Source organism: Spiroplasma endosymbiont of 'Nebria riversi', from assembly GCF_018831625.1.
Lineage (GTDB): Bacteria > Bacillota_I > Bacilli_A > Mycoplasmatales > Nriv7 > Nriv7.
The window spans coordinates 533,512-555,819 of record NZ_CP065193.1 but is presented as its reverse complement, the minus strand read 5'-3'; the positions used below and the strand labels follow the sequence as shown (position 1 = coordinate 555,819).

General features: G+C 25.4%; 33 protein-coding genes and 1 pseudogene. 18 read left to right on the top strand and 16 right to left on the bottom strand.

Translation table 4 applies throughout. The features are described 5' to 3' along the window. Positions 1-23 precede the first annotated feature (23 nt). Positions 24-236, top strand: a complete 213-nt coding sequence (locus I5Q57_RS03730; protein WP_215826867.1) for a hypothetical protein — start codon at positions 24-26, stop codon at positions 234-236. 64 nt (positions 237-300) lie between these two features. Beyond that, positions 301-1,412 (top strand): annotated as a pseudogene (locus tag I5Q57_RS03725) (IS3 family transposase). On the opposite strand, the gene I5Q57_RS03720 reads toward I5Q57_RS03725, so the two are convergent. Next, on the bottom strand, positions 1,405-1,782 hold the full coding sequence (locus tag I5Q57_RS03720; protein WP_215826866.1) for a hypothetical protein: 378 nt from the start codon (positions 1,780-1,782) through the stop codon (positions 1,405-1,407). The pseudogene I5Q57_RS03725 and the gene I5Q57_RS03720 sit on opposite strands and share 8 nt — an antisense overlap. Positions 1,783-1,895: 113 nt before the next feature. Between I5Q57_RS03720 and I5Q57_RS03715 the strand changes: the two genes are divergently transcribed. Further along, positions 1,896-2,855, top strand: coding sequence for an IS1/IS1595 family N-terminal zinc-binding domain-containing protein (locus tag I5Q57_RS03715; RefSeq protein WP_215826865.1), 960 nt, complete (start codon positions 1,896-1,898; stop codon positions 2,853-2,855). 71 nt (positions 2,856-2,926) lie between these two features. On the opposite strand, the gene I5Q57_RS03710 is transcribed toward I5Q57_RS03715, so the two are convergent. Together I5Q57_RS03710 and I5Q57_RS03705 are read right to left on the bottom strand one after the other, a co-directional pair. Continuing rightward, entirely contained in the window at positions 2,927-3,121 is a 195-nt protein-coding gene (locus I5Q57_RS03710; RefSeq protein ID WP_215826864.1) for a hypothetical protein, read from the bottom strand. A gap of 165 nt (positions 3,122-3,286) precedes the next feature. Next, positions 3,287-3,562: an IS1/IS1595 family N-terminal zinc-binding domain-containing protein gene (locus I5Q57_RS03705; RefSeq protein WP_215826863.1), complete on the bottom strand. Its 276-nt coding sequence runs from the start codon at positions 3,560-3,562 to the stop codon at positions 3,287-3,289. 54 nt (positions 3,563-3,616) lie between these two features. Between I5Q57_RS03705 and I5Q57_RS10070 the strand changes: the two genes are divergently transcribed. The 3 genes from I5Q57_RS10070 to I5Q57_RS10060 are packed head-to-tail and all read left to right on the top strand — an operon-like array spanning position 3,617 to position 4,438. After that, positions 3,617-3,997: a helix-turn-helix domain-containing protein gene (locus I5Q57_RS10070; protein ID WP_440137651.1), complete on the top strand. Its 381-nt coding sequence runs from the start codon at positions 3,617-3,619 to the stop codon at positions 3,995-3,997. Then, positions 3,997-4,287, top strand: coding sequence for a hypothetical protein (locus I5Q57_RS10065; protein ID WP_440137650.1), 291 nt, complete (start codon positions 3,997-3,999; stop codon positions 4,285-4,287). The genes I5Q57_RS10070 and I5Q57_RS10065 overlap by 1 nt, the downstream gene beginning before the upstream one ends. Then, positions 4,256-4,438, top strand: coding sequence for an IS3 family transposase (locus tag I5Q57_RS10060; RefSeq protein WP_440137649.1), 183 nt, complete (start codon positions 4,256-4,258; stop codon positions 4,436-4,438). Before I5Q57_RS10065 ends, I5Q57_RS10060 begins: the two co-directional genes overlap by 32 nt. On the opposite strand, the gene I5Q57_RS03695 is transcribed toward I5Q57_RS10060, so the two are convergent. The 7 genes from I5Q57_RS03695 to I5Q57_RS03670 all read right to left on the bottom strand — a co-directional run bounded on the left by I5Q57_RS03695 (position 4,396) and on the right by I5Q57_RS03670 (position 12,453). Further along, positions 4,396-4,629: a hypothetical protein gene (locus tag I5Q57_RS03695; RefSeq protein ID WP_215826862.1), complete on the bottom strand. Its 234-nt coding sequence runs from the start codon at positions 4,627-4,629 to the stop codon at positions 4,396-4,398. The genes I5Q57_RS10060 and I5Q57_RS03695 overlap by 43 nt on opposite strands. Positions 4,630-4,856: 227 nt before the next feature. Beyond that, positions 4,857-7,475, bottom strand: a complete 2,619-nt coding sequence (locus I5Q57_RS03690) for a valine--tRNA ligase (RefSeq protein WP_215827045.1) — start codon at positions 7,473-7,475, stop codon at positions 4,857-4,859. Positions 7,476-7,534: 59 nt separating this feature from the next. Further along, positions 7,535-9,691 (bottom strand): heavy metal translocating P-type ATPase, encoded by a 2,157-nt coding sequence (locus tag I5Q57_RS03685; RefSeq protein WP_215826861.1) that lies wholly within the window; start codon positions 9,689-9,691, stop codon positions 7,535-7,537. A gap of 26 nt (positions 9,692-9,717) precedes the next feature. Then, positions 9,718-10,302: a ribosome biogenesis GTP-binding protein YihA/YsxC gene (gene yihA / locus I5Q57_RS03680; protein ID WP_215826860.1), complete on the bottom strand. Its 585-nt coding sequence runs from the start codon at positions 10,300-10,302 to the stop codon at positions 9,718-9,720. Between the two features lie 787 nt (positions 10,303-11,089). Then, positions 11,090-11,602, bottom strand: a complete 513-nt coding sequence (locus I5Q57_RS03675; protein ID WP_215826859.1) for a hypothetical protein — start codon at positions 11,600-11,602, stop codon at positions 11,090-11,092. Between the two features lie 169 nt (positions 11,603-11,771). After that, positions 11,772-11,906, bottom strand: coding sequence for a hypothetical protein (locus tag I5Q57_RS09640; protein WP_256444910.1), 135 nt, complete (start codon positions 11,904-11,906; stop codon positions 11,772-11,774). Positions 11,907-12,051: 145 nt separating this feature from the next. Next, complete coding sequence (locus tag I5Q57_RS03670; protein ID WP_215826858.1) at positions 12,052-12,453, bottom strand: hypothetical protein; 402 nt, start codon at positions 12,451-12,453, stop codon at positions 12,052-12,054. A 54-nt stretch (positions 12,454-12,507) separates the two neighbouring features. On the opposite strand from I5Q57_RS03670, the gene I5Q57_RS03665 reads away from it, so the two are divergent. After that, entirely contained in the window at positions 12,508-12,645 is a 138-nt protein-coding gene (locus I5Q57_RS03665) for a hypothetical protein (protein WP_215826857.1), read from the top strand. A 296-nt stretch (positions 12,646-12,941) separates the two neighbouring features. On the opposite strand, the gene I5Q57_RS10055 is transcribed toward I5Q57_RS03665, so the two are convergent. The 3 genes from I5Q57_RS10055 to I5Q57_RS10045 all read right to left on the bottom strand — a co-directional run bounded on the left by I5Q57_RS10055 (position 12,942) and on the right by I5Q57_RS10045 (position 13,681). Further along, on the bottom strand, positions 12,942-13,313 hold the full coding sequence (locus tag I5Q57_RS10055; protein WP_215826856.1) for a hypothetical protein: 372 nt from the start codon (positions 13,311-13,313) through the stop codon (positions 12,942-12,944). Continuing rightward, a complete protein-coding gene (locus tag I5Q57_RS10050; RefSeq protein WP_440137648.1) occupies positions 13,276-13,410 on the bottom strand; it encodes a hypothetical protein in 135 nt (44 codons plus the stop codon). Before I5Q57_RS10050 ends, I5Q57_RS10055 begins: the two co-directional genes overlap by 38 nt. A gap of 154 nt (positions 13,411-13,564) precedes the next feature. Continuing rightward, the gene (locus tag I5Q57_RS10045; RefSeq protein WP_215826855.1) at positions 13,565-13,681 is read right to left on the bottom strand and encodes a helix-turn-helix domain-containing protein; all 117 of its coding nucleotides are present in this window, start codon (positions 13,679-13,681) and stop codon (positions 13,565-13,567) included. Between the two features lie 241 nt (positions 13,682-13,922). Between I5Q57_RS10045 and truB the strand changes: the two genes are divergently transcribed. The 3 genes from truB (at position 13,923) to rpsO (ending at position 16,037) form a co-directional block, all read left to right on the top strand. Then, positions 13,923-14,783 (top strand): tRNA pseudouridine(55) synthase TruB, encoded by an 861-nt coding sequence (gene truB, locus I5Q57_RS03645; protein WP_215826854.1) that lies wholly within the window; start codon positions 13,923-13,925, stop codon positions 14,781-14,783. Continuing rightward, positions 14,767-15,672 (top strand): riboflavin biosynthesis protein RibF, encoded by a 906-nt coding sequence (gene ribF / locus I5Q57_RS03640; protein WP_215826853.1) that lies wholly within the window; start codon positions 14,767-14,769, stop codon positions 15,670-15,672. Before truB ends, ribF begins: the two co-directional genes overlap by 17 nt. Before the next feature lie 95 nt (positions 15,673-15,767). Further along, the gene (rpsO, locus tag I5Q57_RS03635; RefSeq protein ID WP_215826852.1) at positions 15,768-16,037 is read left to right on the top strand and encodes a 30S ribosomal protein S15; all 270 of its coding nucleotides are present in this window, start codon (positions 15,768-15,770) and stop codon (positions 16,035-16,037) included. Between the two features lie 256 nt (positions 16,038-16,293). Here rpsO and I5Q57_RS03630 read toward each other — a convergent pair whose 3' ends face one another. The 3 genes from I5Q57_RS03630 to I5Q57_RS03620 all read right to left on the bottom strand — a co-directional run bounded on the left by I5Q57_RS03630 (position 16,294) and on the right by I5Q57_RS03620 (position 18,391). Further along, positions 16,294-17,001, bottom strand: coding sequence for a UPF0236 family transposase-like protein (locus I5Q57_RS03630; RefSeq protein ID WP_215826851.1), 708 nt, complete (start codon positions 16,999-17,001; stop codon positions 16,294-16,296). Between the two features lie 189 nt (positions 17,002-17,190). Beyond that, positions 17,191-17,676 carry a UPF0236 family transposase-like protein gene (locus I5Q57_RS03625; RefSeq protein ID WP_215826850.1) on the bottom strand — a complete coding sequence of 162 codons (486 nt, stop codon included), beginning with the start codon at positions 17,674-17,676 and terminating at the stop codon, positions 17,191-17,193. 529 nt (positions 17,677-18,205) lie between these two features. After that, entirely contained in the window at positions 18,206-18,391 is a 186-nt protein-coding gene (locus I5Q57_RS03620; RefSeq protein ID WP_215826849.1) for a hypothetical protein, read from the bottom strand. Positions 18,392-18,955: 564 nt separating this feature from the next. Between I5Q57_RS03620 and I5Q57_RS03615 the strand changes: the two genes are divergently transcribed. From I5Q57_RS03615 to I5Q57_RS03580, 8 genes are all read left to right on the top strand, one after another. Then, entirely contained in the window at positions 18,956-19,141 is a 186-nt protein-coding gene (locus I5Q57_RS03615; protein ID WP_215826848.1) for a hypothetical protein, read from the top strand. A 77-nt stretch (positions 19,142-19,218) separates the two neighbouring features. After that, positions 19,219-19,440, top strand: coding sequence for a hypothetical protein (locus tag I5Q57_RS03610; protein ID WP_215826847.1), 222 nt, complete (start codon positions 19,219-19,221; stop codon positions 19,438-19,440). 164 nt (positions 19,441-19,604) lie between these two features. Next, positions 19,605-19,835, top strand: coding sequence for a hypothetical protein (locus tag I5Q57_RS03605; protein WP_215826846.1), 231 nt, complete (start codon positions 19,605-19,607; stop codon positions 19,833-19,835). Positions 19,836-20,066: 231 nt separating this feature from the next. Beyond that, positions 20,067-20,249, top strand: coding sequence for a hypothetical protein (locus I5Q57_RS03600; RefSeq protein WP_215826845.1), 183 nt, complete (start codon positions 20,067-20,069; stop codon positions 20,247-20,249). A 24-nt stretch (positions 20,250-20,273) separates the two neighbouring features. Further along, entirely contained in the window at positions 20,274-21,260 is a 987-nt protein-coding gene (locus tag I5Q57_RS03595) for a hypothetical protein (RefSeq protein ID WP_215826844.1), read from the top strand. Positions 21,261-21,263: 3 nt separating this feature from the next. After that, on the top strand, positions 21,264-21,548 hold the full coding sequence (locus tag I5Q57_RS03590; protein WP_215826843.1) for a hypothetical protein: 285 nt from the start codon (positions 21,264-21,266) through the stop codon (positions 21,546-21,548). 2 nt (positions 21,549-21,550) lie between these two features. Next, positions 21,551-21,799: a hypothetical protein gene (locus I5Q57_RS03585; protein ID WP_215826579.1), complete on the top strand. Its 249-nt coding sequence runs from the start codon at positions 21,551-21,553 to the stop codon at positions 21,797-21,799. A gap of 22 nt (positions 21,800-21,821) precedes the next feature. After that, positions 21,822-22,214 (top strand): hypothetical protein, encoded by a 393-nt coding sequence (locus tag I5Q57_RS03580; protein WP_215826842.1) that lies wholly within the window; start codon positions 21,822-21,824, stop codon positions 22,212-22,214. Positions 22,215-22,308: the final 94 nt, after the last annotated feature.

Sequence of the window (22,308 nt, the reverse complement as noted above, 5' to 3'; positions counted from 1 at the left end):
TTATGGAACCAAAATGACTGTTAGTGATGCCGCCACTCTTATCAACCAGTACAACAGAAAGTTTAGCAACCGCAGAAACAATTACTGTTGCTGAAGCAGCAGCAGCAGCAGTTGAAGGTGGAGTTATAGTTGGAGAAACCGGTGCTGCTGCTCTGCTGGCTCCGGAAAATTTAGGATTACCCTTAGTAATTGGCGGATTAGCAATTGTAGGAACATGTATGGATAGGTTACAATAAGTTGGACCATATTTATGTGGACTTTCGAATAAAATAAAATTATTAAGAAAGTAGGAAGATAAAAATGGGGAAAAACTCATATTCAAATGAATTTAAAAAACAAATTGTCATGCTTTATCAAAACTGAAAAAGCATTGTTGAAATTATTAAAGAATACGGAGTTTCAAAATCAGCCGTATACTCAGTGAATTGAAAATTTTAATAATTTTGGGTCATTTAAAGTGCAAGATAATCGCACTGTCGAAGAAAATGAATTAATTTACTTGCGAAAAGAAAACCAACAATTACGAATGGAAAATGACATTTTAAAGCAAGCAGCAATGATAATTGGCAAAAAATAGGGATTATTATTAACAATAATAAAGAAAAATATCCTGTGCTAAAAATGTGTCAAATATTAAAAATAGCAAAATCAACATATTATTATCAAACTAATAATTGTGTTAAGTATGATGTTAATAATTATGAAGAAGAAGTTATCAGTATATTTAATAAAAGTCGTAAAATTTATGGTGCTCGTAAAATTAAAGCTGTTTTAATGAGAAAAGATGCTATCTTATCACGTCGAAAAATCAGATTCCTTATGATCAAAAATAATTTGGTTTCTAAATACACCAAATTAAAATATCGTAATCATAAAACAATGGTTAATAATGACCAAATTAGTAATGTTTTAAATCGTCAATTTAATAACAAAAAACCTAATGAAGTTGTTGTTAGTGATTTAACATATGTGCAAGTTGGAGGAAAATGACATTATATTTGTTTATTAATTGACTTGTTTAATCGAGAAACAATTGGCTATAGTTCCGGACCAAAAAAACCGCTGAACTAGTTCAACAAGCTTTTCATAAAATAACACGACCATTAAATAAAATAACTTTATTTCATACTGATCATGGTAATGAGTTCAAAAATAAAATCATTGATGAAATTTTAATAACCTTTAATATTAAAAGATCATTGAGTGCGAAGGGTTGTACTTATGACAATGCTGTGGCTGAAACAACTTACAAAACTTTTAAAATGGAATTTATCAAGGGTAAAAAATTTGAAAATTTAACACAATTAAAATGCGAATTATTTGATTTTGTTAATTGATATAACAATCTTAGAATACATAGCAGTTTAAATTATTTAACGCCTGTTGAATTTAGAAAATGACAGTCTACATAAAAAGTGTCCAAAAAGGATGGCCATACCATTTTCAAATATAATTTCGTAATGTAAACGCTTTATAATGAAAATACTGCTTATTAGTTAATTTAATTTCACCAACAATGTGCTTACCATAATAATCTCAACCCCAATTATATTGATGAAAATTATTAATTGCTTGATGCTTAAATATTATGCCTTTAATTTTAACTTGATCAGCAATATTTAAACTAATATTAAAAAAATATTTTTTTATCATTAAATAATTTTTTTGATATTCAACAACATAATAATTACGATATTTCTGGACAACCTTAACAGTTATTCATTGCTCAGAACGATTATTTTCAAAAACAACAGTTTTAATTACTAGTAAAAAAATTAACACAATAAATAAAAAATAACAATAAAACAGTTTTAATTTTGTAGAAAACTCTTGATATTTATTGAATATACTTAATTTTAGGTATATTTTTAATATGATAGAGGTGGATAATAATTATGGAAAAAATAATTCAAGAACTAGTAAATACTTTAACAGATGATCAATTTTTAGAATTTTATGAAAAAGTCAAACAACAAGCAGAATTAATAAAAAAACAAAAACGTTTAAATGAAATTGATCAAAAATTTAGAGCACGAGGTATTAAATGCCCTAAATATGAATCTTACCATCGCGTTAAAAATGGACATAATTCAGAAGGAAAACAAAAATATTTATGTAAAAATTGCCGTGCAAGTTTTGACGCTTTTCGTAATCATTTTATTTATTGAAGTCATTTAAATTATGAACAATGAAATTTATTGATTCAAATTTCATTGCTGGGGCAATCTAGTAAAAAAATTTCTCGTTTTATTAAAACTACATTAAAAACCGCTTGATATAATCGTCAAAAATTAATGAAATCAAAACAATTAGAAAATACCCAATTAAAATTTAAAAAATTATCTGGTAAAATACAAATCGATGAAACATTTATTAAAGAAATTCATAAAGGAAATTTCAAACATAAAACTGATCCACGAAGAATTCACCTTGACCCATTCGCAACTAATACTAAATGCTGTATTCAAATGGCAGTTGATAATAATAACAATATTTATGTTAAATCCACAAACACTAAACGTTTACAAAAACAATGAGTTATTGAAAATATGAACAAAGAATTAATTAACCAAAATTCAATTATTACTTCTGATATGCAAAAATTATATTTTTTAGTAGCAAAACAAACAAATTCTACTTTGTGTGTAACTAAAACAACAATTAATCCTGAAGCTAGTTATCGTAACTTAAATAAAATCAGTAAATTACAATCTAGTCTTAAAGAAGCCTTAATTCATTATCATGGTTTAGGTTTTACTAATATTCAAAATTATTTAAATCTCTGAAAATGAAAATACCAACATAAGGGTTTAACTCCGAACCAACAAACAGCGGTAATATATTTTAATGTATAAAAAATTAAAGTAAAAATATTAATTTTACATAAAAGCCTTTTAAAATTATCAAGTTGATGATTTTTTTTATTTTATCAAGAGTTTTCGACAAAATTAAAAGAATTTGTTTGTTTTGCTACTAAAAAATATAATTTTTGCATATCAGAAGTAATAATTGAATTTTGGTTAATTAATTCTTTGTTCATATTTTCAATAACTCATTTTTTTTGTAAACGTTTGGTGTTTGTGGATTTAACATAAATATTGTTATTATTATTAACTGCCATTTGAATACAGCATTTAGTATTAGTTGCGAATGGGTCAAGGTAAATTCTTCGTGGATCAGTTTTATGTTTGAAATTTCCTTTATGAATTTCTTTAATAAATGTTTCATCGATTTGTATTTTACCAGATAATTTTTTAAATTTTAATTGGGTATTTTCTAATTGTTTTTATTTCATTAATTTTTGACGATTATATCAAGAAGTTTTTAATGTAGTTTTAATAAAACGAGAAATTTTTTTACTAGATTGCCCCGGCAATGAAATTTGAATCAATAAATTTCATTGTTCATAATTTAAATGACTTCAATAAATAAAATGATTACGAAAAGCGTCAAAACTTGCACGGCAATTTTTACATAAATATTTTTGTTTTCCTTCTGAATTATGTCCATTTTTAACGCAATGGTAAGATTCACATGGATAGGTTACAATAAGTTGGACCATATTTATGTGGACTTTCAAATAAAATAAAATTATTAAGAAAGTAGGAAGATAAAAATGGGGAAAAACTCATATTCAAATGAATTTAAAAAACAAATTGTCATGATTTATCAAAACGGAAAAAGCATTGTTGAAATTATTAAAGAATACGGAATTTCAAAATCAGCCGTATATCAGTGAATTGAAAATTTTAATAATTTTGGGTCATTTAAAGTGCAAGATAATCACACTGTCGAAGAAAATGAATTAATTTACTTGCGAAAAGAAAACCAACAATCACGAATGGAAAATGACATTTTAAAGCAAGCAGCACTAATAATTGTGTTAAGTATGATGTTAATAATTATGAAGAAGAAGTTATCAGTGCATTTAATAAAAGTCCTAAAATTTATGGTGCTCGTAAAATTTATGGTGCTAGTAAAATTAAAGCTGTTTTAATGAGAAAAGATATTGTCTTATCACGTCGAAAAATCAGATTCCTTATGATCAAAAATAATTTGGTTTCTAAATACACCAAATTAAAATATCGTAATCATAAAACAATGGTTAATAATGACCAAATTAGTAATGTTTTAAATCGTCAATTTAATAACAAAAAACCTAATGAAGTTGTTGTTAGTGATTTAACATATGTGCAAGTTGGAGGAAAATGACATTATATTTGTTTATTAATTGACTTGTTTAATCGAGAAATAATTGGCTATAGTAACAACTTACAAAACTTTTAAAATGGAATTTATCAAGGGTAAAAAATTTGAAAATTTAACACAATTAAAATGCGAATTATTTGATTTTGTTAATTGATACAACAATCTTAGAATACATGGTGGTTTAAATTATTTAACGCCTGTTGAATTTAGAAAATGAAAGTCTACATAAAAAGTGTCCAAAAAAGGGTCGCCGTGCCAGCATTTAGGGCATTTAATACCATGTGCTCTAAATTTTTGATCAATTTCATTTAAACGTTTTTGTTTCTTTATTAATTCTGCTTGTTGTTTGACTTTTTCATAAAATTCTAAAAATTGATCATCTGTTAAAGTATTTACTAGTTCTTGAATTATTTTCTCCATAATTATTAGCCACCCCTATCATATTAAAAATATACCTAAAATTAAGTATATTCAATAAATATCAAGAGTTTTCTACAAAATTAAAAAAAATGCGATAATAAAAATCCCATTAAAATAAGAATACTTATTATAATAGCAAAAATAATAATTTTAGTTTTCTTCATTTTTCCACTCGTAATTAAATTACTTATAAAATAATGAATTTCCTTTAAAATATTTATTAATAACTAAGATAAAATGTCTTGTAATTTTTTTTGCAATTGTTTATATAATTCTTCATACTGTTCATATTTATGCTTTTCAGCATTAACTTTTGCAATTGATGCCTTATTTAAAAACTGTTTATTATTTAATATTGTTTTACTTCGTTCTAACTCATAATGAATATCTTGTAACTGTTTTTGAATAAATAATTCTTGTTCTTTTTTATTAATTGTCATATCTAAAAAAACATCAATTGTTCCATCAATTAAAGGAAGCGCGATTGTTTGTCCTAAATGAGATATTTTCTCATTAATAGTTGTCATTTGACTATTAGTTAACTTTTGCAAAAAACCATTAATTTCCTGAGCATATTTCTGATAATCTTGATTATCAGAATTTAAATTAAAATTCAAAGCAATGTGATGCTTAATATTTCTTGTTGCCCGTAATTCTCTAATAACTGTTGTAATGTTAATAACATTAACTAAATAATTTATGGGAGCAATATTTTCTAAAACTATCGGATAATTTTCTTCCATAATTGATTTTTCATTATTAAACATCTTTTGATAAATTTCTTCAGTTACAAAAGGAATTAAAGGATGCAATAAAATAATAATTTGCTTTAAAAGATAAAATAAGACTTGAATTGAGCCCGCTTTAGTTTTAGGATTTTGTAAATTACTTTTTGATAACTCAATATATCAAGAACAAAAATCATCTCAAACAAAATTAAAAAGATATTTACCACTAACAACAAATTCATATTTCTCCATATTTGCTTGCACTTTTTCAAGAACAAAATTAAAATTATTTAAAATTCAATAATCAACAGCTTCTAATTGCAAATCTAAAATATTATTCACTGGCTTAAAATCATCGGCTAAATTTAAAAGCGCATATCGGCTCGCATTTCAAAGTTTATTAATAAAATTTCACGAAGAACGAACTTTAGTAATACTAAATCGTAAATCTTGCCCCGGAGTACTATTAGTTAATAAAAAAAATCGTAAACTATCAGCACCATACTCAGTAATAATATCCATTGGATCAATCCCATTACCTAAAGATTTTGACATTTTTCTTCCTTGTTCATCACGAATTAAACCATGAATTAATACCGCTTTGAAAGGTTTTTTATTAATTAAATATAATGATTCAAAAATCATCCGACTAATTCAAAAGAAAATAATATCATAACCAGTAACTAACAAGGAATTTGGCAAATATTTTTCAAAAAATAATTTATCATTATTTTGTTGTGCAAATATTAAAGGTCACAAAGCACTAGAAAATCAAGTATCTAAAACATCACTATCTTGTACTCATTCTTCTTTATTAGGTGGCGTTGTGGTTACAATAATTTCCTTAGTATCTTGATGATATCATACTGGCAATTGATGACCCCATCACAATTGTCGGGAGATACATCAATCCTGAATATTTTCCAACCATTGATCTAAAATATTTGCAAATCTTGATGGATAAAACAAAATCGCACCAGCACTATTTTGTAATTTTAAAGCTCTATTTACTAATGTCTGCATTTTAACAAACCATTGTTCTGATAAATATGGTTCAATAATAACATCACTGCGTTCTGAATATCCTACTTGATGAACAAAATCAGAAATTTTAACAACTAAATTTTGTTTTTCTAAATCGCCTATTAACTGTTGTCGACAAACAAAACGGTCTAATCCCTCATATTGTAAAGCTGTGGCATTCATTATGCCACCAGAATCCATACAAATAATTAAATCCAAATTATGTCTTTTAGCAATTTGATAATCATTAAAATTATGAGCAGGTGTACATTTCATTATTCCTGTTCCAAATTCCATTACAATGTATTCATCAACAATTATCGGAATTCTTTGTTTATTAACCGGATTAATAGCTTCTTTATGAAGATACTTTTGATAACGAACATCATTAGGATGAAAAACTAAGGCTTGATCGGCAAACATCGTTTCTGGTCTTGTTGTGGCAATTGTAATCATTTCATCACTATCTACTAAGGGATAATTAAGATAATACATCTTACCTTGAACTTCTTTATAAGTTACTTCCATATTCGATAACGCTGTTTTTAATTGTGGGTCTCAATTAATAATTTTTTTGCCACGATAAATTAAACCATCATTATATAATTTAACAAATATTTCATTAACTAATTGATTAACATCACTATCTAAAGTAAACTTCTCATAACGATAATCTAATGCTAATCCTAATTTTGCTCATTGCTCACGAATTATCTTAGCATATTCATCCTTTCACGAATTAACTTTAGTAATAAACTGATCACGAGAAAAACTAGTAATCCGTTTTTTCTCTTCATCTCATATTCTTTCAACAACTTTTACTTGGGTAGCAATCCCCGCATGATCCATTCCCGGAAATCAAGTAACACTATAACCAGTTAAAATTTTATAACGCGCCATAACATCTTGTAAAGTATTATTCCAAGCATGACCCAAATGTAATTTACCAGTAATATTAGGTGGAGGCAAAATCATACTAAAAACAGGTTTATTATTAATATTATCAGCACTAAATAATCGTTTTTCTAGTCAATAATCATACTTACCATTTTCTACTTCAAAATGCTCATATTTTTTACTTAATGATTTCATTAATTCTCTCCTAATTATTTTCAATAATTATATCAAACATTAAGAAATATAAAAAATAATACTTAATTAATATAATATTTAATCTTTTTTCAACGAAAATATAATGAATTTAAAACAACAGTAAGATCAGAAAATGCCATCGCCGCGGCTGCAAAAATTGCAAATTCAAAATTAGGAATTGATATTCAAAATCAACCAGATAATATTGCTACTGGTAAGGCAATAAGGTTATAACCAAATGCTCACATAAAATTAGTTCAAATAACCCTTCTTGTTTGCTTCGTTAACACAATCGCTTTATAAATATTTAAAACATCAGGTTTAATGATAATAATATCACTAAGGTTAACTGCGATTTCCGCCCCTGTTCCCATCGCAATTGATAAATCAGCTTGTTGTAAAGCAACACTATCATTAACACCATCACCAACAAATGCCACTTTTTTACCTTGTTTTTGCAATTTCTTAATAATATTAGCTTTATCTAATGGTTGAATATTAGAAAAGTAATGCTCAATACCAATAGCAGTAGCAACTCCTCTAGTAATAACTTCATTATCACCACTAATCATATAAACTTCAATACCTTCTTGCTTCAACTTAGCAACCGTTTTAATCGCATTTAACTTAATCTGATCCTCTACTAACACAAATAAAGTTACAATAACTTTATCAATTGCTAGCCCCAATACCAATTGATTAATTTCTTTGCTTTTTTCAACAATTCTTTGTAAAGGAACTGCTAAAACAAATTTTTTTTCTAATAATTTAGTAACCGAAGAAATCGTAACTCGCTGTTTATTACATAACCCTTGAATGCCAAAACCAATAGTTTCTTTCACATCCGTCAAGGATACGTTACTAATATTATATGCTTCTTGGTATGCTTTAAAAGCAGTAGCAATTGGATGTGCTGACATATTTTCTAAACTCACAGCAAAAGTAATATGTTTTTCTTCGCCATAAATAGCCTTAATACTTAATTTGCCATCAGTAACAGTTCCGGTTTTATCAAAAGCAACAATATCAATTTGATTAATTTTTTCAAAAGCATGAACTTTATTAAAAATAATTCCTTCTTGGGTTGACTTTGCAACTCCCACAGTTATTGCTAAAGGTGTCGCTAATCCCAAAGCGCAAGGACAAGCAATAATTAATGTTGAAATTGCAGTTTTAATAGCAATACCATAAGGATCAGACATAATAAATGATAAAGTAAATAACGGTAAAATAAAAGCATAAACTAAAAAAACTAATAATGCTAACCCTAAAACAAAAGGAACAAAAATCGCCGCAATCTTATCAGCAATCTTTTGTAAATTGGTTTTTTGTTGTTGCAATTGTTCCACTTTATTAATAATACTTGCTAATATCGTTTTATTACCAATTTTTGTTGCTCGCATTATAAAAGCTTCACCCGCATTAGCAGAACCACCAATTAATAATTCACCAGTCAATTTTTTTACAATTTGACTTTCACCTGTAATTAATGAATCATTAATATAGGCTAACTTGCCTATTAAAACACCATCAGTAGGAATTTTATCACCCTTTTTAATTAATAACTGATCATTAATTTTAATATCAATAGCAGCAATTGTTACATATTTGTTATTTTTTTTAAAAATAGTCGCCTCTTTTACTTGCAACGACATTAAATCTTGTAAGCCATCAATCGCACGATTACGAACTATTTTCGATATTGCATCGCCGACTAAAACAAAAGCTATAATTGAAGCCCCAATCTCAAAATACATATGTTGAAATTTATTATCAATCATCATATAATTCATTAATTGTTGATGACTAATTCCTTGAAATAAACCAATAATATGTTGCTTACCATATGGTGAATATTGCAACATCAAAACAATTAAATAAATACTATAGATAAATGCCACCAAAGACGACAAAATGATTAATGAATACATGCCGACTCGTCGTTGTTGAAACAATTCTTGATATCAGGCTTTATAAAAATTAAATCCTAAAATAAACTGGACAATACTCGCAAGCATTAATTGAATAATTGGGTTCCCAAAATATACTGCCAATGGATTTACTTTACCCATCGATATTCACATCGGAATAACTAATAAAATAGCAAAAAATGAGCGTAAAATTTCTTTGATTTCAAATCAACGATGTTGTTTATCAGTATGTGTTAAATGCATCTGATGACAAAGATTACTATTTGACTTGATCTTTCTTAATTTCATTATAACTCTACCTCTAAAATTAGTTTTTAAATATATTCAGTAATTTTTTCAAGAACAGCATCATAACCGATTTTACTAATACTTGATGTTTTAATAATGTCAATATGATTAATAATCAGCAATGTTTCTTTAATTATTCTTTCTTGATTGCTAATATCATTTTTCTTTAGTTTATCTAGCTTCGTAGTAACAATGAGAATATTAATATTCCGTTCTCGTAAAAAATTAAACATTAATAAATCATCCGCATTAGGAGTTCGCCTTAAATCTAATAATAAGATTGCTAACTTTAAATTTCTCCGCTCTAATAAATAAGTATCCATCATTTTAACAAATTGTTTTTTAATACTCTTACTTATTTTTGCAAAACCATAACCGGGGCAATCAACAAAACGAAACCCATTATCATTAATAGCAAAAAAATTAAGCATTTGTGTTTTACCAGGCGAACTAGAAACCCGTGCTAATTGTTTATTATTACATAAATAATTAATAAATGTTGATTTTCCAACATTACTTCGTCCTAATAACAATACTTCACTAATCTCATCATCAATTCATTGTTCCTTATTAATAGCACCTTTAAGAAATACACTCTTAGTAATTTTCATTGTTTTCACCACTTTTATTTTCTAAAACTAAAAATGAAATAATTTTTAATTTTATTAAAATTTTATCGTATAGAATAAAAATATGCACTATGATCGCGTTTAGTTTTCTTAGGTATTGCTTTGAAGAAATAAAACAATCAGCTAATTATATTATTTAATTACTAAACTAACTCTGCCTCTCTTGTTATTGAAATTTTTATTCGTTACCATTTTATCATATTATTGAATTTTTACATAATGAAAAATTAATGGTCGCGTTTATTTTTCTTAGGTATTTTTAAAAAAAGAAAAAATAATCATTTACTATAAATTATTTATAAATTATTTCAATATGCAAATTAAGTATATATATCCTATGTATGATTTTTGTTGTAAAAAATTATTTTAATGTTGTTTTTATAACCTTTTATTAAAATTATGTTTGCCAATATTAAATATTTTTTTTATTACTTATTTTTAAAATAAAATGATAATTAAATTGTAATTACTTTTCTTTTAAAATTATTCAAATCTTCACCCACCTAACAAAACTTTATGCGTCCTTTTTTAATTTTGTCGAAAAATCTTGATAAAATAAAAAAAATCATCAACTTGATAATTTTAAAAGGATTTTATGTAAAATTACTATTTTTAATTTAATTTTTTATACATTAAAATATAATACCGCTGTTTGTTGGTTTGGAGTTAAACCCTTATGTTGGTATTTTCATTTTCAGAGATTTAAATAATTTTGAATATTAGTAAAACCTAAAACATGATAATGAATTAAGGCTTCTTTAAGACTAGATTATAATTTACTGATTTTATTTAAGTTACGATAACTAGCTTCAGGATTAATTGTTGTTTTAGTTACACATAAAGTAGAATTTGTTTGTTTTGCTACTAAAAAATATAATTTTTGCATATCAGAAGTAATAATTGAATTTTGGTTAATTAATTCTTTGTTCATATTTTCAATAACTCATTGTTTTTGTAAACGTTTGGTGTTTGTGGATTTAACATAAATATTGTTATTATTATCAACTGCCATTTGAATACAGCATTTAGTATTAGTTGCGAATGGGTCAAGGTGAATTCTTCGTGGATCAGTTTTATGTTTGAAATTTCCTTTATGAATTTCTTTAATAAATGTTTCATCGATTTGGATTTTACCAGATAATTTTTTAAATTTTAATTGGGTATTTTCTAATTGTTTTGATTTCATTAATTTTTGACGATTATATCAAGCAGTTTTTAATGTAGTTTTAATAAAACGAGAAATTGTTTTGCTAGATTGCCCCAGCAATGAAATTTGAATCAATAAATTTCATTGTTCATAATTTAAATGACTTCAATAAATAAAATGATTACGAAAAGCGTCAAAACTTGCACGGCAATTTTTACATAAATATTTTTGTTTTCCTTCTGAATTATGTCCATTTTTAACGCAATGGTAAGATTCACATTTAGGGCATTAAATACCTTGTTCTCTAAATTTTTGATCAATTTCATTTAAACGTTTTTGTTTTTTTTATTAATTCTGCTTGTTGTTTGACTTTTTCATAAAATTCTAAAAATTGATCATCTGTTAAAGTATTTACTAGTTCTTGAATTATTTTTTCCATAATTATTATCCACCTCTATCATATTAAAAATATACCTAAAATTAAGTATATTCAATAAATATCAAGAGTTTTCTACAAAATAAAAATAAAAATTATTAATTATTATTAAATTTTAACTAAATATATATTAATTTTATATTTTTACTTACTTAAATCTATTATATTTATTTGTTACAATATTACCTTTATAGTTAATTCAATTATCATCATTTTTATTATTATATTTATTTCATAATAAATTTTTATATATTTCTTTTCTGATTTCTATTTCTGAATTAATATTTTCATTAATATAATGTAATACATTTAAATTGTTTAAATTTGCCATTCTTAAATGTAATAGGTTATTTAAATTCTTATGATTATATATTTTTGCTCCATATCCTAATTGTTGTTTTACTAAATGCGATACATCACTCTCAATGCTACAACCAATATTTCATTCTAAATTTTGATTATGAATACCTTGCTTATTATTACCGAAATAATTACTAGCCTTTCTTAAATTTATTTTAAAATCTGGACAGGTTATAATAAGTTGGACCATATTTATGTGGACTTTCAAATAAAATAAAATTATTAAGAAAGTAGGAAGATAAAAATGGGGAAAAACTCATATTCAAATGAATTTAAAAAACAAATTGTCATGCTTTTTCCGTTTTGGTATGGGTATGGCAAACCTTTTTTGGAAACTTTTTATGTAGACTGTCATTTTCTAAATTCAACAGGCGTTAAATAATTTAAACTGCCATATATTCTAAGATTATTGTATTAATTAACAAAATAAAAATTAACATTTTAATTGTGTTAAATTTTCAAATTTTTTACCCTTGATAAATTCCGTTTTAAAAGTTTTGTAAGTTGTTTCAGCCACAGCATTGTCATAAGGACAACCCTTCGCACTCAATGATCTTTTAATATTAAAGGTTATTAAAATTTCATCAATGATTTTATTTTTGAACTCATTACCACGATCAGTATGAAATAAAGTTATTTTATTTAATGGTCGTGTTATTTTATGAAAAGCTTGTTGAACTAGTTCAGCGGTTTTTTTGGTCCGGCACTATAGCCAATTATTTCTCGATTAAACAAGTCAATTAATAAACAAATATAATGTCATTTTCCTCCAACTTGCACATATGTTAAATCACTAACAACAACTTCATTAGGTTTTTTGTTATTAAATTGACGATTTAAAACATTACTAATTTGGTCATTATTAACCATTGTTTTATGATTACGATATTTTAATTTGGTGTATTTAGAAACCAAATTATTTTTGATCATAAGGAATCTGATTTTTTGACTTGATAAGATAATATCTTTTCTCATTAAAACAGCTTTAATTTTACTAGCACCATAAATTTTACTAGCACCATAAATTTTTACGACTTTTATTAAATGCACTGATAACTTCTTCTTCATAATTATTAACATCATACTTAACACAATTATTAGTTTGATAATAATATGTTGATTTTGCTATTTTTAATATTTGACACATTTTTAGCACGGAATATTTTTCTTTATTATTGTTAATAATTCCTATTTTTTGCCAATTATCAGTGCTGCTTGCTTTAAAATGTCATTTTCCATTCGTAATTGTTGGTTTTTTTTCGCAAGTAAATTAATTCATTTTCTTCGACAGCGCGATTATCTTACACTTTAAATGACCCAAAATTATTAAAATTTTCAATTCAATGATATACGGCTGATTTTGAAACCCCATATTCTTTAATAATTTCAACAATGCTTTTTCTGTTTTGATAAAGCATGACAATTTGTTTTTTAAATTCATTTGAATATGAGTTTTTCCCCAGTTTTATCCCCTACTTTCTTAATAATTTTATTTTATTTGAAAGTCCACATAAATATGGTCCAACTTATTGTAACCTATCCAATATGTGTATTAAGTTTTTGGAGGAAACAATTTAATTGTTTACTTTTTAGTTGTATTGGTAAATTTTTCAAGGTCTTTTAAGTATGATATAATATCTTTGGAGATTTTTTATTATAATGAATTCAGGAATTTTACTAATTGATAAACCTAATGGGATGACATCGCATCAAGTAGTATTTTATCTTAAAAAAAAGTTTAAATATTATAAAGTTGGTCACGCCGGAACTTTAGACCCTCTAGCTACTGGTGTACTAATAATTTTGGTCAATCAAGCGACAAAGATTTCTTCATTATTATTGAACGAAACGAAAGAGTATTTAGTAACAATGCAATTTAATGTTTTAACTAATAGTGGTGATATTACTGGTAATGTTATTGCTAATGATAATAAGTTAATTACGAAAGAGCAATTTCTTAATTGTTTAAAGTTTTTTCCGTTATCATACAATCAAATACCTCCTAAATATTCGGCGATTAAGTTTCAAGGGAAAAAACTTTATGAATATGCTCGCAAGGACCAAGAAGTATTATTAGCAAAACGACTTGTGGAGTTAGATTATTTAGAATTAGTAAGTTTTGATTTTCCTTTTGTTTTCTTAAAAGTTAAATGTTCAAAAGGAACATATATTCGTAGTTTAGTAGTAGACATTGCTAAAACTTTAAATATGATAGCAACAGTAAAAAAATTGCAAAGAATAGCTAGTGGTACATATAAGATTAGTAATTGTTGCGAACTTGATAAAATTCAAGAACGAAATATGATTTCATTATCAAATGTATTACAAGACTATATGCCACTTATTAATGTTAAGGAAACAAAAGATATTAAAAATGGCAAGGTTATTCAATTAAAAGATGTTGAAAATGATACTGTGTTGTTAACTGATAATAATCAAACCCCATTAGCAATATATGTTAAGGGACTAGATAATAAATATTATTGTAAAAAAGGATTATGAAATGATGAAAATAATTAATACTATTGATGAAAAACAGCAATTTTCAAATAAACAAGTAGCGAGTTTAGGATTTTTTGATGGGCTTCATATTGGACATCAGTTATTAACTCAAACAGTATTAAAGGAAGCTAAAGAAAATAATTATCAATCACTATTTTTTACTTTTTCAATCGCACCAAAGAAAATAATTTTACAACAACAATATGATGACTTGCTTGATATGGAAGATAAACAAAAATTAGTTTCATTAATGGGATTTGATAATTTTGTTATTTTTCCATTTAATGATAATACAAGAAAATGATCAATTGAACAGTTTATTTTTTATCTTAAACAATTGAATATTGATATTATCGTTGTTGGTGATGATTTTCGTTTTGCAAATTTTGGTCTGGGAAATATTAGTCATTTGCAGAAAAATTTTTCTAAAGTAATTGTTATTAATAAAGTTTTAATTAATAATGATATTTGGGTATCAACAACATATATTCGTCAGTTACTACAAAAAAAACAAATTGTTAGTGCTAATAAGTTATTATTGCAACCTTATAATATTAAAGGTTTTGTTGTTAACGGTAATAAATTAGGTAATAAAATTCAATTTCCAACAGCAAATATTCATTTAAATGATAATTTTTCAATATTAAATGAGGGTGTTTATATTACTAATGTTAGTTTAGATAATAAAAACTATCAAGCAATTTCTTGTATTATTAGAATTGATAATGTTTTAAAATGTGAATCATATATTCTTAATTTCAATAATAATATTTATGGTGTAAAAATTAAAATTTCCTTTTTAAAGTATTTACGAGATAATGTCGCTGTTAAAAGTTTAGAACATTTAAAACAGTTAATTAGTGAAGATTACAACAAAACACTTGAATATTTTCGTAAAATAGGTTAATATTTATACGAATACGACTGTTACAAGTTTTTAAAACACCTTCTGTTTTATTAATTGGTTTTAGTTAAGTTTATAATTATTGGAGGATTTATTAAATGGCAATTACAGCTGAGGATAAAAAACAAATTATTGCTAAATTTGGGAGAAAAGAGAAAGATACGGGTTCAGCAGAAGTACAAATAGCACTTTTAACAGCGGATATTACTAATTTAACTGCACATTTAAAAACACATCGTAAAGATGTTGTTACTGAACGAAGTTTAGTAAGAAAAGTATCACAAAGACGAAATATGTTAGATTACTTAAAAGAACATGATATTAATCGTTATCGTAAAGTAATTGAACAATTAAAACTAAGAAAATAATAAATTGAAATTATTAAGAAAGAGAATTAGATGCTGATTCTTTTTATAAAATATTAAGGGTTGAGAGGCCGCGTTTAGTTTTCTTAGGTATTGCTTTGAAGAAGTAAAACAATCAACTAATTATATTATTTAATTACTAAAATAACCACACCTTTCTTGTTATTGTCATTTTTATTCATTACCATTTTATCATATTATTGAATTTTTACACAATGAAAAATTATTAATTTTATTAAATTTTAACTAATATTTTTACTTACTTAAATCTATTATATTTATTTGTTACAGCATTACCTTTATAGTTAATTCAACTATCATCATTTTTATTATTATATTTATTTCATAATGAATTTTTATATATTTCTTTTCCGATTTCTATTTCTGAATTAATATTTTTATTAATATAATGTAATACATTTAATTTGTTTAAATTTGCCATTCTTAAATGTAATAAGTTATTTAAATTCTTATGATTATATATTTCCACCCCATATCCTAATTGTTGTTTTACCAAATGTGACACATCACTTTCAATGCCACAACCAATATCTCGTTCTAAATTTTGATTATGAATACCATGCTTATTATTACTGAAATAATTACTAGCCTTTCTTAAATTTATTTTAATATCTTTATTTAATTCATTTTTAGCAACATTACGAATGTTTTTGATTAATTCTTGATCATTTCCATCCTTATATAATTTAATTCAACTATTTATTGTTACTTTACGATTTTCAAAAATAATATTAAATGCAGTTTTTTTTAATTTTTTAATAGCATGATAACCATCTAAAATATATCTAACATTACCAAAACTATTGGCAATTTCTCTAATTCAAGTAGCACCATCGCCACAAACAATTATTCTGTCATAATTAATATTCACATAATGTTTTTGTAATTCCTTAATTAATAAATCACGATAATCCATTGTATTTATTCGTTTACCAACTTTTAACATTAGAAAACGACCTCGTTTGTTTTCTGATTCTCTACGAGCATTTTTGTAATTTTTTTCTTTATGTCCGGCATGAAAAGTAACTAAACGAATTCTTTGGTCTTGTTTAACTTTCTGATCTAATGTCGCTAAAAATGTCTCATCTAGTTAAATATATAAATCCTTATTTTTGACATCAATTCTAGTTTTAGTTTATTTTTCTGCTAGTTGTAAATATTCAGCATTATCATATTTATTTAAAATATTTGAAATACTAGCTTTTGAAATATAACAATGATTTAGAGCATCTAAAACATCGCGATAGCGTTTACCATCGCCCAAAATACTTAAAACTTTAAATTGGACATCAAAATAAATGCGTTGTTTGGATAATAGAACAATTTCTTTATCTACCAAACATACGTATTCAAATTTACCTGATTTTTGATTTCAATATTTATATCGGCGTCGTTTAAAAGTAACTTCACCAAAAATTGTAATAATTGTTCTTAAAGCAAAATGAACTACTTTATAACCTTGTTTTAACCGATAATGATATTTATATAAGTATTCATCTAATTTTCCATATTCATTAGCTGGTTGTTCACATTTGTTAGTGTACATATTTTTATGCGTTGTAAATAAACTGAACCAATGCTTGTTTTCTAAGGTTTTTACATTATTATTAATTTTTAACATAATAAATTACCTTTCTTGGTAGTAATTTTAACTAAGTTAAATTTAGTTAACTTATTTTTCTTTTTTAAAGATAAATGTTTTTCTAAAAATTTATTGTTATTTTATAAATTCTTTTGAATGATTATAGTAATTTTATTCATATTTATTTAATAAAATCCGCTAGAACAAAATACTCATAACTTTATGATAAAAAATAAGGATATCAAGAATTAAATATAAAATTGTTATTAAATTTTTTCATATTTAATGACCTGAAAAAGTAGAAATTTTTTTTAATTTTGTCGAAAACTCTTGATAAAATAAAAAAAATCATCAACTTGATAATTTTAAAAGGCTTTTATGTAAAATTACTATTCTTACTTTAATTTTTTATACATTAAAATATAATACCGCTGTTTGTTGGTTTGAAGTTAAACCCTTATGTTGGTATTTTCATTTTCAGAGATTTAAATAATTTTGAATATTAGTAAAACCTAAACCATGATAATGAATTAAGGCTTCTTTAAGAATAGATTGTAATTTACTGATTTTATTTTAAGTTACGATAACTAGCTTCAGGATTAATTGTTGTTTTAGTTACACATAAAGTAGAATTTGTTTGTTTTGCTACTAAAAAATATAATTTTTGCATATCAGAAGTAATAATTGAATTTTGGTTAATTAATTCTTTGTTCATATTTTCAATAACTCATTGTTTTTGTAAACGTGGACGCATAAAGTTTTGTTAGGCGGGAAAATATTTGAATAAGTATTAAGGCAGTCAACAATGATTGTCTTTTTATTTTATAAGGTGTTAAAAATTTGTTCTTTGAAAATGAAATACAAGTGAATTAATAATGTTGGTATGTATTAAAGCGCGATAAATTGTGGGTGGTTTCCATAACCAAAAGAAGTTTACCAGTTAATAGACAAGACCCTATTAGATATAGCAATTTGTTTCGTTTTGCAATAAAAAAATGAATGGGTGGATTTCCTAAAAATATACACGATATTAAATTAGCTCCAACGGTAGGATGCAGATGTTAAAGTGTAAAAATTTCTATATAGGGATATATTAAGTTTAAAATTATTAAAATCTTTATCTAATAAAAAAACAAAATTTACTAACAAAGCTTGTTAAACAATTAAATCTGCGATATATAAGTGTTTAAAAAACTAAGTTAACTAACTTAGTTAATATAACTTAGTTTATCCATAAGAAAGGTAATTTATTATGAAAAACATTGAAAACATTTTCTTAAATACTAAAAAATATCTTTTAAAATAAACACAAAACGCAATGCTTATTAAAGCACCAAAAATTCCGTGATTTAATGAACAAATCGGTATTTGGTTTCCAAAGCGATTTGTTTATAAAGGAAAATACGAAAATTCAATTTGCATCGGAATAATAAAAGATAGTAAATATCAAGTAATTTCGATTAATCAAAAAGAAAAAGAAACCAAATTAATTAAGGGACAATAATTATTAGGTTTTTTCATTGCCAAAAAAGAAAACAATAAAAAAGATATAAATTATAACTATTTTAAAGGAGTTTAAAAATGAATATTGCGATTGGAATAATATTTATTATCATTCGCATAATGCTATTGGCATATTTTGCTTATAAAATTTATGCCAAAATAAAAATTAGAATTAAATATAAAAATGCCATTAAAAATAATACTGGTAATTTTACAAAAGACGAAAAAGTGTTTATTGCTCGCTTTGAAGAATGAGCTAAAGCCCCTAATTCAAAAGAAAATAATGAGAATAAAAAATAATGTTTTGAGAAATTATTATGGAATTCTTAAAACTGTTTGTTCCAGTAGAAAAAATGCCTGCACAAGTTGCGTTTATTGCTGGATTAATTATTATCATTACTTTTCTTTTCATGCTAATTTCAATTATGTATTTACCAATAAAAATGATTTTTGGGAGATAAAAAATGACAATAAACTTAAAAGAATTTGATTGAGAACAAATTAAACAAACTTTCTGAGATTTATTTATTCAAATTACAACTATTCCGGCTCACATTACTGGTGGTAAAGAAATTAAATTAATCGAAGCACCACTTTGACTTTTAATAGTAAACATTGCTTTTTGATTCTTAACAGCGATTATGGTGTGATTTATTCTAATGCTATTTTGGAAAACCATATCAGTATTTAGATAGAGGCAAAAGTAATGTCAAGAAGTTACATTGTGATGCATTCCCAAAGAAATTCAAAATTAATTAGGAAAAAATACAATCGTGTTAAGGTTAACCGTGGTTTTAACAAATTTAAGAAAAACTTTGAATATAAATGATGAATGTTTTAAAGAGAAAGGAGGCGATTATATGATTGGAACTTTCTTGGCCGATGCACCACCAGCAACAGCATAAAAAATAACAGCTGGTGATACAATGACTAAATTATGAAATGCAATTATGACAGCATTTACTAAAATGTGAGATATTATTGCTGTTAATATGCCACAAGTCGGTAACTTCTTTGCTGACTACTGAATCTTCATTTTTCCATTTATTTTGGCAATATTCTTTATTTGCTTTAAAATGTTTGAAAAATTACTTGGAGCAGCACGCTAACAAAAAAATAAAGTGAGGTGCAAGATGAAATTTTGCAAATGAATAATAGAAAAAAATAACAATTTTATTGAATTAAATCGCACCTCATTTTTAATTTTATGACATTGAGGAGCAATTTGATACGTTTACAACGGTTATTTAAAAAACATTGTGAGCTATTTATTTTTAGCAGGTTGTATTTTAATTTTCCTTTTTAAAATCAGTAATTTAACACAAATTAACAAAGTTATTAATTTTTTAAAAAACTCACCATTAAACATCGTTATTGGTTCATTAGGAACTGGAAAAACCGCCTTTCTAGTATACGCATCAAAATTACTAAAAAAGAAGAAATATCACATCGCCTCAACCTTCCCATTACTAGAAACCCAAAAATTAAGCTTAGGGCATATGGGATTGTTAGACTTTGATTATCCGGTATTGCCAGACAAAACCTTACTGTTATGGGATGAAACCAATTTATTTTTAGAAGGAACGGATTGAGAAAAAAATAATACCAAAAACGAAGAAACCGGTATTCAAGAATATTTCGCTCTGGCACGACATTTCGGTCATATTGTGCTGGATAGCGGTCAAAGAGATAAACATATTTGAGTTAAAGTTCGTGACATTGCCAATAATGTGATCGCGGGAATTCGTAAAAAACCTGTTAATATTTTTCGTCCCTACTTAAAAGTCATCTATGGCACCTTTACAAGCATCGAAGAATATGAACACTGACGAAAAACCTTAATTGATGCTAAAAATAGCAAAAAGGGTCGTCGCATTAAATATCTTGATATCCCTGAACTTGATATCTATTTTTTTAAACTAAAAATCCCTCTACCCCTACTTAACACTTACAATTCTTTTTACCTAGCATTTTTAAGAGATTACTTAAATTCAAAAGTAAATCCTGACTATGAAGACAAATACTATACTGACACAGCAATTGATTTAGAAGACTTGGAATACTTAAAAATGGATAAATTTAGCAAATTTTTAAGAAAAATTAAAGAAAAGGAACAATAAAAAATGGAAAATCTCGCAAAAATGGCCGACTTTCTGGCTCAAATGCTTTATAAAGTTTTTGATTTAATTTGAAGTCTTGAAGTACCAGGAACGAATATTCAATTAATATTTCCTTTATTCTTAACGCTTGCTGTAGAATTTCTTATGGCAATTATTCTTGGATTTGGTAGTCAACAAGTTAATTTAGAAAAACAACGCCAATATGCCGTTAAAAATAAGGGTCGTTTAAGAGCATGAGGAAAAGCTAAAAAACAAATAAAACCAATAAAAACAAAACAAGGTAACTAAAAATGTTTAAATTAATTATTATTTTTATCTTAATAACTGTTCTTGGATTATTAGCTGGTAGTCATTTTGAAACTTTAACAAACTATATTAGCGAAGGGCTTGCCAATTTCCAAAAGTTTATTACTAGCAATTTAACAATTTTAGAACTATTTAAACCAATGGCCCGAACATTTTCTCAACATCCAATCTTTACCATTCTTGGTGTCACTTGTGTACTTATTGCTTTATTTATTGTGATTAAAGGACGATAAAAAATATGAAAGGAGAGTTAAAATGAAAAAACTTTTAGAAAAATTATTTAAAAAAGATAATTCAAAAGAAAAACTGCCATTAAAATTAAAAATTAAAAATTATTTTAAAAAGCAGTTGTTAAAAATATTATTAAGTATCATTTTCATCTTTATAATCTTATTAATTTGTGCATTAACAGCAATCGGTACTAAATGAATAACTGGAACAAGTAAAGAATTTAATGATTTTATGAATGAAGAGATGGTTAATTTCTTTGGCAAGTTCAATAGTGGTATTATGCTGGCAGGAATATTTGTTTTTTGATGAGGCGGAGCAATATATTTTGCACTTAAATTTGAAAAATTAATCCGCTTTATTATTCAAAAAATTAAAGCAAAAAGAGCCTTGAAAAATGAAATCAAACAAACTAATTAATTCTTTAAAAAAATATTGATGGAGAATTTTACCCTACATTTTTATGATTATTATCTTTTTCATTCCATTTTTAAAATTGGAAATTAATGATTTG